This is a genomic window from Alteromonas sp. ABH4_452 (genome assembly GCF_056311825.1).
The window spans coordinates 3,481,652-3,498,641 of the sequence record NZ_CM149973.1 but is presented as its reverse complement, the minus strand read 5'-3'; the positions used below and the strand labels follow the sequence as shown (position 1 = coordinate 3,498,641).

The window sequence follows — 16,990 nt, the reverse complement described above, 5'->3', positions numbered from 1 at the left end:
TTTTTTGGTGAAGGAATAGTTATGCATTTACATCAGGTAAGAGTGTATTACGAAGATACTGACGCAGGCGGTATCGTCTATTATGCGAATTACCTAAAGTTTATGGAGCGAGCCCGCACAGAGTGGCTTCGCGAGCTAGGTTTTGAGCAAGACACGCTGATGGAACAATCTATCGCTTTCGTCGTCAAACACGTTGAAATGCATAACTATGCGCCTGCACGGTTCAATCAACTATTGAGTATTGAAACTCGCGTTGTAGAATTGAAAGGCGCTAGTATGACGTTTCAACAAAATATTAAAAATGAACAAGGCGTTACCTTAGTATCTGGAAATATTAAGGTTGCCTGCGTCGATTTGGCTGTAATGAAGCCAAAAAGACTACCACGTACTTTGTTAGGGGAAATTTCGCGTGTCATCTGATCTCACTTTTATTGGCTTGTTTTTACAAGCAAGCTTTATTGTTCAACTTGTTATGCTTCTACTATTAAGCGTTTCAGTCGCGTCTTGGACATTTATATTTCAACGAAGTAAAGCTCTGTCGGCGGCGCGTAACGAAATGCGTCAGTTTGAAGATAAGTTTTGGTCAGGTGCTGACCTGAATCGTCTTTATCAAGAACTTTCCGCCAGAACTAACTTAACAGGCATGGGCAGCATCTTTTGCTCAGGCTTTAAAGAGTTTGTTCGCCTACGCAAATCTAACACCGCCACCAATGGCATTGTTGACGGTACATATCGTGCCATGCGTGTTTCTATGTCTCGCCAAGTCGAAGAATTAGAAAGTCGTTTACCCTTTTTAGCTACGGCGGGCTCAATTAGCCCTTACATCGGTCTATTCGGCACTGTGTGGGGGATCATGAATGCCTTCATCGCACTAGGTGAAGTGCAGCAAGCTACCCTGGCAATGGTTGCACCTGGTATCGCAGAAGCACTAATCGCAACCGCTATTGGTCTATTCGCAGCAATCCCAGCTGTAATCGCATACAACCGTTTCAGCCACCAAGTTGAGAAGCTAGAAAATAGCTACGGCAACTTTATGGAAGAGTTCTCTGCAATTCTTCACCGCCAAGCCGTTGCTGCGCAAGCACAACAACAAGCCTAAGCGTTTACATTCCAAACGGAGGACTTGTTATGTATGTAAGAAAACGCCGTAGGCCCGTATCAGAGATAAACGTAGTGCCCTACATCGACGTGATGTTGGTATTGCTTATAATCTTTATGGTAACGGCGCCGCTTATTTCTCAAGGGGTAAAGGTAGATTTGCCTAAAGCAAGTGCCAACCCGATAGAGCAAGAAGATACACCGCCAATTATTGCGTCAGTGGATGTTAAAGGTCGCTACTTTCTTAATGTAGGAGAAGACCAAGAATCGCCAATTAGCGAAGATGAGCTTGGCGCTATTGTAAAAGCACAATTGACCAAAGAGCCTAACACGCCTGTAGTGGTTAAAGGCGATGGACAAGTAGCGTATAACGAAGTGATACAGCTAATGGTGTTATTACAGCAAGCGGGTGTGCCTTCAGTGGGGTTAATGACGGATCCGGTTGAGTAATATAGATATGTCAAAACCTGAAGTGTCGAAAAGCACGTCAACCGCTAGTCACTCAAACAACGCGAGTAACGGTGTAAGTGGTGATAAAAAGAACGGCAAAAGTGCCAAGCAAGCCAGCAGTATAAGCCCAGAACAACTAGGCTTGTACAAATCCATAGGTTTGCATCTTTTTATTGCTGCGCTGTTGCTAATTAGCGTCAGTTTCTCTCCTGACCCTTTGCCAAGTATGCCGTCCAACGCACCTGTGATAGAAGCAACATTTATTGATGCGCAAGCGATTGCGGATCAAAAAAGGGAGCAGGCACAAGCTGAAGCTCAAGCAAGAGCCGAAGAGCAAGAAAGGCAAAGAAAAGCAGAAGCGGCAGCAGAGAAAAAACGTCAGCAACAGCTAGCAGCAAAGCGTGCGAAAGAAAAGCGTGAAGCAGAAGCTGCTGAAGCGAAACGTCAAAAAGACTTGGAGCGCTTAGCGGCGCAAAAGGAACAAGAGCGTAAGGAGCGCGAAGCAAAAGCGAAAGCCGAGGCCGAGCGGAAGAAAAAAGAAGCCGCTGAACGTGCAGAGATGGAAAGGATCATGCAAGAGCAGTTAGCGCAAGAGCGAGCTGCACAGCAAGAACGTAGGCGAAAACAGGTACTTACTGAAGTAGAGCGCTACACCGCGCTTATTCAGCAAACCATTAAACGCAACTTGTATTCAGACGACAGCTATCAAGGTAAAACCTGTCGATTGAATATTCGGTTAGCAACGACAGGGTTTGTGACGAGTATTCGCGTACTCGGCGGCAATGACGCGCTGTGTAGAGCGGCTGAAAGCGCGGTTCGCAGGGCTGAAAAGTTACCGGTATCTGATGCGCCAGACGTTTACGAGCAGTTAAAAGACATTACTTTAAAAGTGGAATTATAGTGGTATGAAAAAACTAGGTTTATGGATAGCGCTTATTACGATGGCATTCAGTGCCAAAGTGTTTGCATCCTTAGAAATTGTGATAACCGAGGGCGTAGATAGTGCACGTCCAATCGGGGTTGTGCCATTTAAATGGAAAGGTCAGGGCAGTATGCCTGGCGAACTGTCTAAAGTAGTAATGGCCGATTTGATGCGCAGTGGTAAGTTTAACCCGGTATCTGTCGATAAAATGCCACAGTACCCAGAGACAGCGGAGCAAGTGTCTTTTACCGCATGGGCAACGCTTGGTGTTGATACCGTATTAGTGGGAAGTATTGAGCCACAAGGTGGCGACCGCTACCTTGTATCTTATGAGTTGATTGATGTACTTAAAGGGCAGGTTGACAATGGGCAGGCTAAAGTACTCAAAGACGGCAATTTAGTATCGAGTAATGACCACGTACTAGCTGCCCGTCAGGCAGTGATCAACGGCCGAGATTTTCGCCAGTATGCGCATCGAATTAGCGACATTGTGTATGAAAAACTGACCGGTGTTCGCGGTGCATTTTTAACGAAAATTGCTTACGTCATTGTTCGCGACCGCGATACGGTTGAAAAACCTTATCAATTAGTGATTGCAGACTACGATGGTGAAAATGAAACGCGCTTGCTGTCTTCTCCCGAACCGCTTATGTCGCCAGTGTGGTCGCCTGATGGAGAGAAGCTTGCCTACGTGAGTTTTGAAAATCGTAGACCACAAATATTCATTCAGGATATTTACACCAGTGAGCGTAAGCGCATTACTGATTTTCCGGGAATAAATAGTAGCCCTACGTTTTCACCAGATGGCAAGCAACTTGCTATGGTTTTATCGAAAGATGGAAACCCTGAACTCTATGTGATGGACTTAGCGACGAAAAATCTTCGCCGAGTTACACGCAATAGAGCGATTGATACGGAGCCTGCGTGGCTACCCGATGGCAGCGGTTTAATATTTAGCTCGGAACGGGGTGGTAAACCCCAGATATATAGCGTAAATTTAAATTCTGGGAAAGTAAGGCGCGTTACCTTCGTAGGTGAGCAAAACCTTGGCGGTACGCTAACCCCTGACGGCAAGCAAATGATTATGGTTAACCAAACTAATGGGAACTATCACATTGCTAAGCAGTCTTTGGATGGTGGATCACCTCAAGTACTGACACGGACGTACTTAGATGAATCACCAAGTGTTGCGCCGAACGGTAGCATGATTATTTACAGCACCCTTCACGAGGGGACTCAAGTACTATCACTGGTCTCTTTAGATGGGCGTTTTAAAGCTAGGTTACCAGCAGCCAATGGGCAAGTTAAATCGCCAAGTTGGTCACCATTTTTGTTCTAACAATTTAACGACTAAACAATAAAATTTAAGGATTAGTAGGATGCAAATGAATAAAGTGATGAAGAGCTTCATTATCGCATTGCCAGTAGTGACAATGATGGCATGTTCTTCAGGCCCTAGCGAAGAAGAATTGGCAGCAGAGCGTAACCGTCTTGCGCAAGAACAAGCGGCTGCGGAAGCGGAAGCACGCGAAGCAGAAGCACAGCGTGTTAAAGCAGAAGCTGCACAGCGTATGAAGCGTCAAGAAGAAATGGTTCAGCAAGAAATGGAAGCGCTGAAGAACGAACAAACCGTTTACTTTGACTTCGACCGCTCAAGCATCAAGCCAGAGTTTCAGCGTATTCTAGACAAGCACGCGGCGTTCTTGGTGAAAAACCCAAGCACTAAAGTGACTATTGAAGGTCACACTGACAGCCGTGGTACGCCAGAGTACAACATTGCACTAGGCGAACGTCGTGCGCAGTCTGTTGAAACTTACCTACTTAATGCTGGCGTAAGCAGCAGCCAAGTAACAGTAGTTTCATACGGTGAAGAAAAACCAGCAGTGATGGGTTCTACTGAGTATGCATTTGCTCAAAACCGTCGCGGAGTGGTTGTTTACCGCTAATGACTATTCTAACGAATAAGACATTAAAAATGGGCGTCACGTTATGTGCCGCCCTTGCAGTTTCTACCGCATTTGCGCAAGCGCCTGTAGTAGACGCCAATGGCGGCAGTGAATTAGAGCAGCGTATTGTCGTGCTTGAGCGTATTGTTAAGAGCCGAACTGAAATGCAGCACAGGCTTCAAACGCAACTAGACAATATGCAAATGGAAGTCGACCAGCTGCGTGGTGCGGTTGAAGTTAATACCAACGAACTTCAAAAAGTACTTGAGCGCCAGCGTGAGCTTTACCTTGAAATAGATAAGCGCGTAGAAGCCCTTAAGCAAAGTGGTGCGCTACAAGGCAGTGCTATGCCAAGTGCAGGTGTTGATTCGGGCTCTGTGAGCTCTCCAACAGCATCTACGCCAACGCAAGCGCCGCAAGCAGGTGAAGATGAAGCCTATGAAAATGCGGTGAATTTGATCCTTAAGTCTCGTGAGTACGATAAAGCCATTCCTGCGTTTCAATCGTTCATTTCACGCTTTCCCAACAGTGGTTACGCACCAAATGCGCACTATTGGTTAGGGCAACTGCTGTTTAATAAGCAGCAGTGGAGCGAAGCAAGTGAGCAGTTTAATATTGTAGCTAATCGCTTTACCGATTCTGCTAAGCGTCCTGATGCCTTATTAAAATTAGGTGTCATTGCTGAGCGAACGGGAGACAGTTCAACAGCACGTCAACTGTTCCAACAAGTTGTAAATGATTACCCTGATTCTTCGGCAAAACGCCTCGCTGAATCTCGGTTAAATAACTTGTAATGAACAAAGCCTCTTTTAAAGAGGCTTTTTTATGAGTTAGAGAAAAGTTTTTTTCAGAAAATTCCATTTAGAGTGCATAAAACTTCTGCACTAAATTTCACTGTATTTCGTAGAAACCTGACTAAACTCATTTAGTACTGGTATAAATACCCAGCGATTTGTTTTCATTTTGACCGTTTAGTCGTAATTTGACAGAAAAATGAAAATAAAAGGACGTTATGGGTTGCGTCGAATAAAAATCTGAGTATTATATGCCGCCGTTGCCAAGACACAGGCAAGAACAGGAAAGAAAGGGTCGTTAGCTCAGTTGGTAGAGCAGTTGACTTTTAATCAATTGGTCGCTGGTTCGAATCCAGCACGACCCACCACTTTCTCTCCTAGCATCAAATGATGGGTCGTTAGCTCAGTTGGTAGAGCAGTTGACTTTTAATCAATTGGTCGCTGGTTCGAATCCAGCACGACCCACCATCATTTGAATTGCTAAACTTATCTTTGTGTCACTTGATGGGTCGTTAGCTCAGTTGGTAGAGCAGTTGACTTTTAATCAATTGGTCGCTGGTTCGAATCCAGCACGACCCACCATCAAGTCTTCTTAATGTTCAAACAACACTACTCAAATCGCACTTTCTGAAATCCAACTTTTATTTCTCTTTGCACTGTCACTTATCTCATTTTTACTTTGATCTGGTTAACTTAACCCCATGTAGTAGAAAGGTAAGTACAAATACGACTATTTAATTACGCTTATGTTGAATAGGTAGTATGTAATTTTTATGACAGTTCGGTATAATCCGCACCCTTGTCGCAACAGAGATGTAGGTTAATGTCAGTAGCATTTCGAGTGGATCAGGTAGAGTACCCGTTCCCAGCAAAACCACAGCCATTATCAGAAGCACGTAAAGCTGAGTTAAAGGCAGAGATCAAAGCCTTACTTAAGGCTCGCAACGCTGTGCTTGTCGCACACTATTACACCGATCATGAAATTCAGGCGCTTGCTGAAGAAACTGGCGGTTGTGTAGCTGACTCTTTAGAAATGGCGCGATTTGGTAGAGATGTAGCAGAGCAAACGTTAATTGTTGCTGGCGTTCGCTTTATGGGCGAAACGGCAAAAATTCTTAGTCCAGAAAAGACGGTGCTAATGCCTACCCTTGAAGCGACCTGTTCCCTTGATATCGGTTGCCCGGTAAAAGAGTTCAGCGAGTTTTGTGACCAACATCCTGATCACACCGTTGTGGTTTACGCGAATACTTCGGCCGCTGTGAAAGCGCGCGCAGATTGGGTAGTGACGTCGAGCATCGCGCTTGAAATCGTTGAGCACTTAGACAGCCAGGGCAAAAAGATCATTTGGGGCCCTGACAGACACCTAGGCTCTTACATCGCAAAGCAAACCGGTGCTGACATGTTGATGTGGCAGGGCGAGTGTATTGTTCACGATGAGTTCTCTGCGCAAAAACTTGCCGACATGAAGGCGCTATACCCTAACGCTGCAGTACTGGTTCACCCTGAATCACCAGCCAGCGTGGTAGACATGGCTGATGCGGTTGGCTCAACCAGCCAGCTGATAAAAGCATCGCAAACCATGGATAACGACACCTTTATTGTTGCTACCGATAAAGGCATCTTTTACAAGATGCAACAGCTTACGCCAGAGAAGACGTTTATAGAGGCTCCAACAGGCGGTAACGGCGCTACGTGTAAAAGCTGTGCTCACTGTCCTTGGATGGCAATGAACGGCTTAGAAGCGATTAAGGCGTCTTTAACGGGCGAAACTGATGGGCACGAAATCTTTGTTGATGATGAATTGCGTAAAGGTGCACTTATTCCACTTGATCGCATGCTTAACTTCTCAGCCGAGTTAAAAGCGAAAGGCGGGCTATAAGCGCACGTTTTATAAGCACTTGTTGAATATTTTCCAGCAAGTTCTTGATTAAGCGCGCGGCTTTACCTACTATACGCGCGCTCGAGGGTTTTCGTAGTTGAATTCTTCTTGATACAAAATTTGGAGAGATGGCTGAGTGGCTGAAGGCGCACGCCTGGAAAGTGTGTATACGTTTATAGCGTATCGAGGGTTCGAATCCCTCTCTCTCCGCCAAATACCTACAGGCCCCTAATTCTCTAGGGGCTTTGTTCTTAAAGGCCTGCAGAGATCCTAGTGTAACCATCAACTTGTACAAAGTGGTGGTAAAATGAGTAGAATGGCTACACCTCACAAAGACCCTAAATCAGGGGTTTATTACTTCAGAATGGCTGTGCCAAAAGACCTAGTTCCTATCATAGGTAAAACAGCATTCAAAACATCCCTAAAGACCAAAAGCTTAAATGAAGCTAAACGGATATTCCCTAGCTATCTCGAAGAAGCTCACAGAGAAATAGAGCTAGCAAAACTTAAACTAAGTGATGAGCCTTCTGTAAACCTCACAGTAAGGGATTGTGTCATTCTAGCTGAGCGCTGGTACATACGTGTAAGAGACCGTATGGAGGCTAGTGGAGACTTCACAGAGATACTTGTTCGTGATGCACAATGGTGTGGTGGTGAGTATCAATTTCATGAGTTTGGCTTGTCTGACACGTTGCCAATTTCTGGCTCTGAGATTGTGAGAGCTACGGAAAGCCAGTTAAGAGAGTTGGCTGAGGACTTGAGGGAGCATATAGAGAGTCAGCTTGATATAGAGGGAATAGCTGTCCCTTTTAGCAGTGCTAACTTTATTCAACTTGGAAGGGCTTTTTATCCGTATGTAATTAGACTCGAATCTCTGTGTAGAGCGAGATACAAGGATGACTGGACCTATCAGCCTCTTAACTGCGAACTTGCAGACAAAGAGCTCTCTGTTCGCAGTGAAGTTAAAGCAGCTCCACTAATGTCAAATACTCAGTCTATCACCAGTGTTAAGACGCAAGCGATTTCAGCCGTTCTAGAAGACTTCATTGTTGTTGAGAAAGCAAAGGTCAATGCTAAAAGTGCAAGGTCTAAAACCTTGGACGAGACGCAATCAAGAATCTCAAAACTGATATCATTCTTGGGAGACCATGATGTTGCTAAATTCAAGCGTAGCGATATCGTACAGCTGCGAGACATACTTTGTTTAATTCCTAAAACAAGTGACAAAGCTTTATTAGCTAAGCCCGTAGCAGAGCAGATTCGCATTTGTGAAGAAAAGAAAATGGACCGTTATGCTGCCAATACTGTAATTAAAGATCTCAAACTCCTGTCCAGAGTGTTCAGTCATGCTATTGATAGAGGCTTTATAGAGACTAATCCTGTGAATGGAGTCACGGTAAAAAGCGCTGCAGATAAGTCTCAAGTTAAAGCTGCTAAAGGTTATACAGAAAGCGATATTCAGTTAATCTTTAAAGATGAAGTTTTCCATGTAGAAGACGCTCCAAAAATCTATGACATGGCGTGTTACTGGATTCCTTTAATCTGCAGATACACTGGCGCTCGTATCAATGAGATTGCGCAGTTACGCAAGGTAGACGTGTGTAAATCTGAGAGTGGCATTGATTATTTATACATTAGGCAAGGTGAAGAACAAAACGTCAAAACAGTAAGTTCAGTTCGTGAAATTCCCATTCCTGAACACATAAAAGAGCTAGGCTTCTTGGATTATGTCGCATCGACCACTGAATGGTTGTTCCCAAAACTTCCTACAAATATGTACGGTGATAAAGGCCTTAAAATTGGCCAATGGTGGGGAAAGCGAGTAAGAAGCAAAAACATTGCTATAGCTCAGCCCTCACATGCTTTTCGTCACTCCTTCAAGACTCAGATGAGAGGTCTCTTTATTGAGGATAGTGTCAGTGACGCTATTACAGGTCATGCCGCTACAACAGAGGGTGGAAGGTATGGCACTGTTACACTTGAAGTTAAGAAGGTCGCAATAGACAAATTACCAAGACTAGATCTTCAACGCATCTGGTAGGTACAGGGGGGGAGGGGGCGAGGTACTTCTTCTAATAGCGATTGCACCGTTTCATGATTTTAAAGAAAAACGTAGGTTATTTTTTGCTCATTTTTGTGGTGAGTTTTTAGTCATGCATTGTGTTGATTTTTGCCGCTTAATAGCAGGTGAAGAAGCCCCACGTTTTATTCATATCAGCTTAAATTAAATAGGGTCTTACTCTCTTTATTAAAATATAAAGTACGTTTGCTTACCTTAAACAGGTGATAGGATGAAGTATCAGAATTATACAACTAATTACAATTAATCATGAAGATAGTGACGTGGAACTGCAATGGTGCACTAAGGAGGAAGACTCATGGAATCGACTCCCTGAATGCTGACATTTTAATCGTACAGGAATGTGAAGACCCGTCCAAATCAACACAGCAATATCGTGATTGGGCAGGAGATTACTTGTGGGTTGGCACTTCTAAAAATAAGGGTATTGGAATATTTCCAAAAAATGGGCACACAGTTAACGCATTAAATTGGAATGGACAGTTTAAGATTGAAGGTTTGTTGACTAAAAGCCCTTCGCTTACTTGGAGAACATCAGATTTAAACTTGTTTTTACCTTTTTCCATTAACGATGAAATGACAGTCCTTGCAGTTTGGACAAAAGGTAAAGATTCTCAAGTTTTTGGTTATATGGGGCAATTCTGGAAATATCTTCAAATTCATAGAAACGAACTAAAGAGTGAAAAAACTGTGGTCATTGGAGATTTTAATAGTAACGCAATCTGGGATAAAGGGGACCGTTGGTGGAGCCATAGTGACGTCATTGCTGAGTTAAAAGAGATAGGAATTACAAGCTTATACCACGAACAGTTTAACGAGAGGCAAGGTGAAGAGAGCTCACCCACATTTTACTTGCATAGAAGAGAAGAAAAGCCATATCACATTGATTATGCATTTGTTTCTAGTGACATTCTTTGCAAATCGAAGCTATCCGTTGGTAAGCGTAAAGACTGGATTGGCTTAAGTGATCATATGCCGCTCCGTATCGATTTGAGTATTTAGCAAGAGCTTAAGTGGTCCCCCTTCATTCCATTTGATTCTGTTATGTATATACAAAAGACTTCTCTAGTGTATACATGTTTTTTACTCAGGCTAGTAAATGGGGTTGACTTCCTCAATGCACATTGATGCCTCCATTAATAAAAGGATTACTAAAACAAAACACAATAATTTGTTACTGGTTGAAAAAGTGCTACTGTATCGTCAGGTCGTGCATCAAGGTGTCTCGACCACCTCCATTAACCCCTTGTAATACGTGGCTTTCGAAGAGATTCATGGAGTGTTTCTCGTGGTAAAATTATAGACTCTGACGTGTACTAAAAATCCCACGTTTGAGGTTCTTGAGGGTCTTCACTTGCCTCTTTAAGTACACCACTACCAAGGCCAATTCCATAGACAAGGGCTGCTGTAAAACCTTCCGTAGGGCTATATATAGTGTGCCTCCACGGATGAGTGCCACCACCTTCAAACCTTCTTAATTGAGACTCAAACATTATCCGTGGTGGGATTCCTTTTGGAAGGAAATCTGGATTGATATTTGTAATGTTAGTCTTTTTAGGTGTGTACTTTTTAAGACCTAATTCATTCACGAGCCCTAGAAGGTCATATTGACCTCCACACCACTCTCTTACCTTTGCAGCTGTTCCAAAAGGTTTTTTATCCGTATAGACTCTAAACCCATGGTCAATTGGCGCTTGGTTGTATGCCTTTTTATTAGCTACAGCGGTTGCTATTATTAGATTTCCAGTAGTGAAGCGCCCTTGGAAACCACCTCCCGTAGCAGGATCTCTATGACTAATGTGGTAGTCATACACGTGCTTTAGTTGTCCATATCCAAGCTTATAGCCTGAAGCGTGTTTACGTGCTACCCATAAGTCATAGATCCCTACAATATCGTCTTCATCTAGAGGCATACTAACGGATGACTGTCTTTTGGCTGCCTCTGCAAACCATCGTCCAAATTCAGAAAGCCAGAACTGACCTCCAAAACACTCCTTACACTTGGTACTTGCTCTCCCGTTTGACCGCTTAGCTGGTTTTCTACGCTTACCACATTCACTACATTTTCTTGGTGTTAACGCTTTACTCATTGATGGATTCTTAAGGTTTCTCAGAGGCTGCTAGAGCCCGTTGTACTGTTGATAATGACACACCTACCTCAGAGGCAATCTTACGAAGCGATACACCTTCTGAGCGCAGTGTGTGAATGCGCTGGTGGTTGGATTGATTAACTGGACGCCCACGGTACTTACCAGCTTGCTTGGCTTTTTCTATACCTTCCTGACGTCTCTCTTGAATCATTGAAAGCTCGAACTGGGCAACAGCTCCTAACATGCTCAGCATTAAGTCAGACATAGCATCAGACCCACCAGCATTGAAGCACAGACCCTCTCTGTGGAACTTTACGTTAATACCTTCTGAGTTCCATTGGGTTACGAGTGCCTTGAGGTCTACAAGGTTTCTAGCGAGCCTATCAATACTATGCACATGGACGGTATCACCCTCTCTAGCATAATCCTTAAGGTCTTCTAGTGCTGGACGGTTAGTAGTACCACCACTACAGCGGTCAATGAATTGCTTCTTGAAAGAGAGTCCACAGTCAGACAACTGACGGTCTGTGTTTTGGTCTGTAGTAGAAACCCTAATGTATGCTAAATCAGCCACTTCCTGTACCTGTTTGATTCTAAGAGGTGGCGGATAATGAAGTACCCATAAATAAAAGTCAATGTAAATGGGTACGTTATAGTAATTAAATGACTATACCTGTTTGGGTATACCAAATGAACATATTTCTAGCCACGGTCAAAAAACCATTATAATGTTGAGGCTGTCTAATAAGGGAATAGATAGATGGGTGATGAGAATAAAAAAAAGATGACTGGTTTTTTGGTCACTATGGTAGTTGTGGGTTTATTGGCTGTACTAGGCGTCATAGTGGTTTTGGGGCTATATTTTTATCACTTTAACGGGAGTTGGGGAGATCAGGAAAAGTTCGCTTGGTTTGGTGACTTTATAGGTGGCCTTTTAAACCCTATCTTTTCATTGCTTACTGTAGCGCTATTAATTGGCTCGTTATATTTTCAAAGAAGAGAGCTCGGTCAGGTAGTTGTAGAGATGGAGCTTACTAGAGAGGTTCACACGTCCTCGTTAAATATGCACCATTACATGTTCTTGCTACAAGAATCATCTAGTCAAACATCAGACCTAAATCTAGCTATAAAAACCTTCACTGAGACTTTAAATGATGAGTCAATAACAGTGCCAGAAGTGTCAGAAACATCTTATCAAGAGCATAATTTTAGCTTATTCGCAGTGCTTTCTAATGAAGCATTGTTTGAAGAAGTTGAACGAGAGGGCTACATAGTTCATTTGCGAGACTTCACTAGAATAGATCGTATTCAACAACGTACTCTTGAAGACCAGAGTGAATTACTAGAGGCTGCAACGAAAACTATGCGGGAAACAGTGATGTTACTTAAGCAGTTGGGCTGCCCACGGTGGAGGGCCAAGGATGTCCTAGACGCTGTGGATGACACGATTTCAGATTATTATAAGAGTAAAAGATGTAGCCCAACCTATAAGAGCAATCTTACAAAAATTAACCCCAGCTTCGTAGAGCTTGTGGAATTCTGCGAGAATTATTAAAGCAAGGTTGAGAGCAGAGAGCATTAATAACCTTGGTGACTTTGTCAATTGGTAGCTTACTAGATGAACTCGCTTTTTGTACGCAGTGACTTATTACCAGCTCTACTCTCTGAAAGTTACCCAATACACTTTAAGCATGATTATGATTAATTGAACAGCCCTTTAAGCTGTAATATGTTAGTTAGAATATGGTTACTCAATGGAGAAATAACTTGAATATAATGGACAGTAATCCTGAGAGAAGGAACTTAACTCTCATAAGTCTGGTGACCATTACATATTTCTTAGCAGATGGGGAAATATCAGGGGATGGAATCCAAATCCCATTCGTAAATATTGTTCTCCATGATACGAATAGCGCTTTAGCTGTTTATCTCGTTATTTTTCTCTGGTTTAACTTTAGATATTGGTTAATCTTCAGGCAAACTCCATTTAGTGATGATGCACGCGCATCAACTCTCGCGAAATCACAGAATTGGATACATGCTTTACGAGCTGCCGCTAACACAGCTTCTGTTCCTGAAAAAATAGTCTCCAGACTTAGAGGTACACATGAATTGATGAACAGTGCTCCAGACCAAGTAAAAGGAGACGAGCGCTTTTGGCATAACTTCTATTTAGAGCTAACTACGAATAATCTTTATGTAGTATGCAAAAACAACTATGGCAATAATACTCGTCAGGAAGTTTCAGATAGAACGAAATGGCCTCTCACCATACTATTGTTACTAATTAGTTTTATAAGACATCCCTTCATAAGTCTATGGTATTTGCCTTGGGCGCTTAGTATCACTGCATGCATCTACCTTTCACGAGAAATTATCACATCTATGTGACTTAACAGACAAAATTAAGTTGCTTTAGCATACGAAGGTCTATTGCACTCAATAGTCTGTGATACAGGTCTTGGGAAATATTCCAGTGACCGCATAATGTTCTTAACCTCATTATTATTGAAGTAGCAATGCCTTTGTTCTTTGTTAAGCCAACGGTTCTTGTCAAATTACAACTCTTTAAACATGCCTACAACAATACCCAATGATAGCTTAGCCATTAAAAACCCTTTTCTTAGCTGTATCGTTCTTGTAGTTCAAAGGACTCATGAAAATTCTTAGGCTACGCATCGCACCTTGCTTGCACTAAATAAGATTGTCTAAGTGTGTCATAACGTCAACATATTTAAGTAAGGGCATCGTTTATAGAGTCGTTGGTCTTCTAGATTTCTACTTGTCGTAGCGTACTAGCATGTGGTACAAAGTTGAATGCAAGGCTTCTTGTAACGTATTGAATTAAATTGATAATTTTATTGTTGGTTACATTCGAGGGTTCGAATCCCTCTCTCTCCGCCAAATAGTGCCGAAAGAGGGCACCTGCTTTTCAGGGCCCTTTTTTCGCTTTTTTGAGACCTCTCCCAGCAAAGCAATTCTCTTTCCAGTTGCTGTAACAACGTCTTTTCGAATTACTATTTCATCGACGACTGACAGTAGCAGACACTTAAGTGTTTCTGTCGAACCATCTACTATTATCTCCTCGACTACTTCTAAAAACTGGTCAGCTTGTTTTTCTCCAAAGTTCCAGAAAGGAAGTGACGTTAGTTGATTGTATTCGTCCAAAGAAAATTCAAGTGCTCGCAATTCTGTTGTCAATGACTCTCTGTAAGTATTGAAATATTCGTCAACTTCAAATTCAGCTTCGGTCAATCTCTCGTAGAGTATGTGAAGTTGTGCTTTACGCTCAGAAATCTTTTTAGTAAGTTGTAGTTTGTTATGGCCTTTCTTTTTATTGATATCGGCTATCATAGTTTGAACTTCTTGCAGCACTTTACAAATAAAATCGCGTTTAAATATTAATGGGATAATCTCATTTTTAACTATTGTGTCAGCGACTTCTTCCCTTATGTTTGACTCATTGCAAGCGTTAGCGCTCTCTCTAACTTGCTTAGCGCAACGATAGTAGTGATAACGACCGCCTTTAGCTCTCATGTAGTTCATTGGTCCGTTGCACGAGGCGCATTTTAACATACCGGTTAACAGGTGCGCTGAGCGCTTTCTCTTCGTGTCCCTATTTTTAAGTTGTCGTTCTTCTAGCCCATTTTGAATTAGATCGAAACGCTCTGGTGATATTACCCTAGGTACAGGTACTATGATTACATCGGATTCAGGACAGTCCGAGTGACTTTTAAATCTATACTCCCCCTTATAACAAGTATTCCTAAGTATTCTATTTATGATGTTGCGGTTAAAGGGTTTAGCGTTTCTATTTTTGGTTCCATGTTCGTTTAAGTGCGCAGCTATCGCCTTCACGCCCATAGGTTTGCCATTTAGACCTATCTCAGCTAAAGAAAATATCGTTCTTACAACCGAGATTTCATCTTCATTAATCGCTAGCTTAAATCGCTGTTTGGTAGAATTAGGGTCTACAACTTTGATTGATTTATAACCGTATGGTACTCGCCCGCCAGTGTAAAAGCCTTTCTTTGCAGTCTCTTCCAATCTATCACGGACGGTTTGGCTGTTTTGCTCACTATGATTCTCGTTAATAGCGGCCAAGACTACTCTCACTAACTTACCACCACTATCTGGCTCTGGAAGTTGCTCGGAAGTTGAAATCAAGATCACACCTGATTTCAAAAGTTCTTTTATTCTTAGTTCTTGATCACTAACAGACCGTGAAAATCTTGATAATTTGTAAACAAGCAGGACTTGGAATCCGTAGCGCTTGTAAGCCGCATCATTCATTAGCTGATCTAAACCCGGTCGAGATACACCTTCTTTATACCCTGAGGCGGTATCGCAATATTCAGCGACAATTTTATAGCCATTTCTTTCAGCGTACTCCTGTATTCTTAGTCTTTGTCCATCAAAACTGTCACTCTCTTTTGCTTGTCTACTTGAACTCACCCTTATATACATTGCTGCTTTAATTTTCATTGTTCATCTACTCCTTTAGTTGACTGTTTTATCATTTTCATTCAAATCTCGTTGAATAAGATCGAAATTTTCTGTCGAAACTGCTTTAGGAACAGGTACAATAATTACAATTTTTTTAGAGTTTTCCGAGTAACTGTTGAATCTATACTCTCCTTTGTAACAAGTGTTTTTAAGAATTTGGTTGATTTTCCTAACGTTAAAAAGATTACCATTTCGATATCTAATCTCATTGCTGTTCAAATATGAGGCTAGCCATTTACTGTTTAAACCAAGACTCGCAAAATCGAATATCAATTTTACAATGTTAATTTCTTCATCATGTATTTCGAGTTTAAATCTTCGTCTATCTGATTCAGGAATTATTACTTCAACTGACTTGTAGCCATATGGAGGTCGCCCTCCTGTATAGAATCCTTGTTTGGCAATTTCTTGTAATCGGTTTCGAGTAATTTGGCCCTTTTGCTTACTATAGTTCTCCTCCATTAATCCAATAGTAGCTTTGTAAAAATGCTGGGCACGTTCTGTTGCCCAAATGTCCTTAGTAATAAATATCAAGCCAGATGCTTTTTTAAAAAATGCTTTGCATCTATCTCCTGCTTTTTCAATTTCTTGTGAAAACCCTGAAAACTTATAAATAAGGACTACGTCAATTTTGCGCCGTTCAGTAGATAAGTCCATCTCCAACTGTTGTAGCCCCGGTAAAATCTGGGCAGAGCTTATTGCTAGATCGTAATACTCTGCGACGATTTGATAACTATGTATTCGCGCATAACCCTGTATCTTGGCTCTTTGCGCATTCAAGTTGTTGCTTTCAGATGCTTGCATGCTCGGAGGCACTCTGATGTATATCGCTGCTCTGGTAATCATTATCATTTCCTGTCTGAATTACTTCTAGGGTTAACTGCTTCATCGTTGTTTCTCGTTTGTTTAGAAAAAAAACTATAATGATCTGATGATGATATTTTTTTAACAATGATATTGGCGATGGTTCTGATTACACGGGTGCTTTCAGATTTATCGAGGGGCTTAATTGAAACTGTTGTATTCTTTGTTTTGACGGTTCTCATCTTTATCTCGTCCGGTAGCGAATCAATATGAGAACAAATAATAAGCAACTGTTAAATTGTCAAATCCAAAAAATACTCGGGCATAAAGAATCCTGATATCTTTTTATAGTATTGAAAATGATAGATACTTTAATATCTTTCTATATTTTTGAAATTTTTAATATCTTAAATAAGTAACT

15 protein-coding genes and 4 tRNA genes are annotated in these 16,990 nt (G+C 42.0%); 15 read left to right on the top strand and 4 right to left on the bottom strand.

Features of this window, described 5'->3' with window-relative positions:
* The first annotated feature begins 21 nt into the window (after nucleotides 1-21).
* The 14 genes from ybgC to ACYX4N_RS14970 all read left to right on the top strand — a co-directional run bounded on the left by ybgC (nucleotide 22) and on the right by ACYX4N_RS14970 (nucleotide 10,171).
* A complete protein-coding gene (gene ybgC / locus ACYX4N_RS15035) occupies nucleotides 22-420 on the top strand; it encodes a tol-pal system-associated acyl-CoA thioesterase (RefSeq protein WP_024015995.1) in 399 nt (132 codons plus the stop codon).
* On the top strand, nucleotides 410-1,099 hold the full coding sequence (gene tolQ, locus ACYX4N_RS15030; RefSeq protein WP_025254600.1) for a protein TolQ: 690 nt from the start codon (nucleotides 410-412) through the stop codon (nucleotides 1,097-1,099). Before ybgC ends, tolQ begins: the two co-directional genes overlap by 11 nt.
* Before the next feature lie 29 nt (nucleotides 1,100-1,128).
* A complete protein-coding gene (tolR, locus tag ACYX4N_RS15025) occupies nucleotides 1,129-1,548 on the top strand; it encodes a protein TolR (RefSeq protein WP_061485248.1) in 420 nt (139 codons plus the stop codon).
* A 7-nt stretch (nucleotides 1,549-1,555) separates the two neighbouring features.
* Complete coding sequence (gene tolA, locus ACYX4N_RS15020) at nucleotides 1,556-2,449, top strand: cell envelope integrity protein TolA (protein WP_476054589.1); 894 nt, start codon at nucleotides 1,556-1,558, stop codon at nucleotides 2,447-2,449.
* A gap of 4 nt (nucleotides 2,450-2,453) precedes the next feature.
* Entirely contained in the window at nucleotides 2,454-3,809 is a 1,356-nt protein-coding gene (gene tolB, locus ACYX4N_RS15015) for a Tol-Pal system beta propeller repeat protein TolB (RefSeq protein ID WP_476054588.1), read from the top strand.
* A 40-nt stretch (nucleotides 3,810-3,849) separates the two neighbouring features.
* Nucleotides 3,850-4,416 carry a peptidoglycan-associated lipoprotein Pal gene (gene pal / locus ACYX4N_RS15010; protein WP_014948870.1) on the top strand — a complete coding sequence of 189 codons (567 nt, stop codon included), beginning with the start codon at nucleotides 3,850-3,852 and terminating at the stop codon, nucleotides 4,414-4,416.
* A complete protein-coding gene (gene ybgF, locus ACYX4N_RS15005; protein WP_476054587.1) occupies nucleotides 4,416-5,210 on the top strand; it encodes a tol-pal system protein YbgF in 795 nt (264 codons plus the stop codon). Before pal ends, ybgF begins: the two co-directional genes overlap by 1 nt.
* 292 nt (nucleotides 5,211-5,502) lie before the next feature.
* Nucleotides 5,503-5,578, top strand: a tRNA-Lys gene (locus tag ACYX4N_RS15000).
* 24 nt (nucleotides 5,579-5,602) lie between these two features.
* Nucleotides 5,603-5,678, top strand: a tRNA-Lys gene (locus ACYX4N_RS14995).
* A 38-nt stretch (nucleotides 5,679-5,716) separates the two neighbouring features.
* Nucleotides 5,717-5,792, top strand: a tRNA-Lys gene (locus ACYX4N_RS14990).
* A 241-nt stretch (nucleotides 5,793-6,033) separates the two neighbouring features.
* Nucleotides 6,034-7,089, top strand: a complete 1,056-nt coding sequence (nadA, locus tag ACYX4N_RS14985) for a quinolinate synthase NadA (protein WP_474807871.1) — start codon at nucleotides 6,034-6,036, stop codon at nucleotides 7,087-7,089.
* A gap of 122 nt (nucleotides 7,090-7,211) precedes the next feature.
* Nucleotides 7,212-7,302, top strand: a tRNA-Ser gene (locus ACYX4N_RS14980).
* A gap of 94 nt (nucleotides 7,303-7,396) precedes the next feature.
* Nucleotides 7,397-9,130: a DUF6538 domain-containing protein gene (locus tag ACYX4N_RS14975; protein WP_476054586.1), complete on the top strand. Its 1,734-nt coding sequence runs from the start codon at nucleotides 7,397-7,399 to the stop codon at nucleotides 9,128-9,130.
* A 288-nt stretch (nucleotides 9,131-9,418) separates the two neighbouring features.
* Nucleotides 9,419-10,171 (top strand): endonuclease/exonuclease/phosphatase family protein, encoded by a 753-nt coding sequence (locus tag ACYX4N_RS14970; protein WP_476054585.1) that lies wholly within the window; start codon nucleotides 9,419-9,421, stop codon nucleotides 10,169-10,171.
* A 314-nt stretch (nucleotides 10,172-10,485) separates the two neighbouring features.
* Here ACYX4N_RS14970 and ACYX4N_RS14965 read toward each other — a convergent pair whose 3' ends face one another.
* On the bottom strand, nucleotides 10,486-11,082 hold the full coding sequence (locus tag ACYX4N_RS14965) for a hypothetical protein (RefSeq protein WP_476054584.1): 597 nt from the start codon (nucleotides 11,080-11,082) through the stop codon (nucleotides 10,486-10,488).
* 187 nt (nucleotides 11,083-11,269) lie between these two features.
* Nucleotides 11,270-11,833: a recombinase family protein gene (locus tag ACYX4N_RS14960; protein ID WP_476054583.1), complete on the bottom strand. Its 564-nt coding sequence runs from the start codon at nucleotides 11,831-11,833 to the stop codon at nucleotides 11,270-11,272.
* A 186-nt stretch (nucleotides 11,834-12,019) separates the two neighbouring features.
* Between ACYX4N_RS14960 and ACYX4N_RS14955 the strand changes: the two genes are divergently transcribed.
* On the top strand, nucleotides 12,020-12,814 hold the full coding sequence (locus tag ACYX4N_RS14955) for a hypothetical protein (RefSeq protein WP_476054582.1): 795 nt from the start codon (nucleotides 12,020-12,022) through the stop codon (nucleotides 12,812-12,814).
* Nucleotides 12,815-14,127: 1,313 nt separating this feature from the next.
* Here ACYX4N_RS14955 and ACYX4N_RS14950 read toward each other — a convergent pair.
* Nucleotides 14,128-15,744 (bottom strand): recombinase family protein, encoded by a 1,617-nt coding sequence (locus ACYX4N_RS14950; protein WP_476054581.1) that lies wholly within the window; start codon nucleotides 15,742-15,744, stop codon nucleotides 14,128-14,130.
* Between the two features lie 15 nt (nucleotides 15,745-15,759).
* Nucleotides 15,760-16,611, bottom strand: coding sequence for a recombinase family protein (locus ACYX4N_RS14945; protein WP_476054580.1), 852 nt, complete (start codon nucleotides 16,609-16,611; stop codon nucleotides 15,760-15,762).
* Nucleotides 16,612-16,990: the final 379 nt, after the last annotated feature.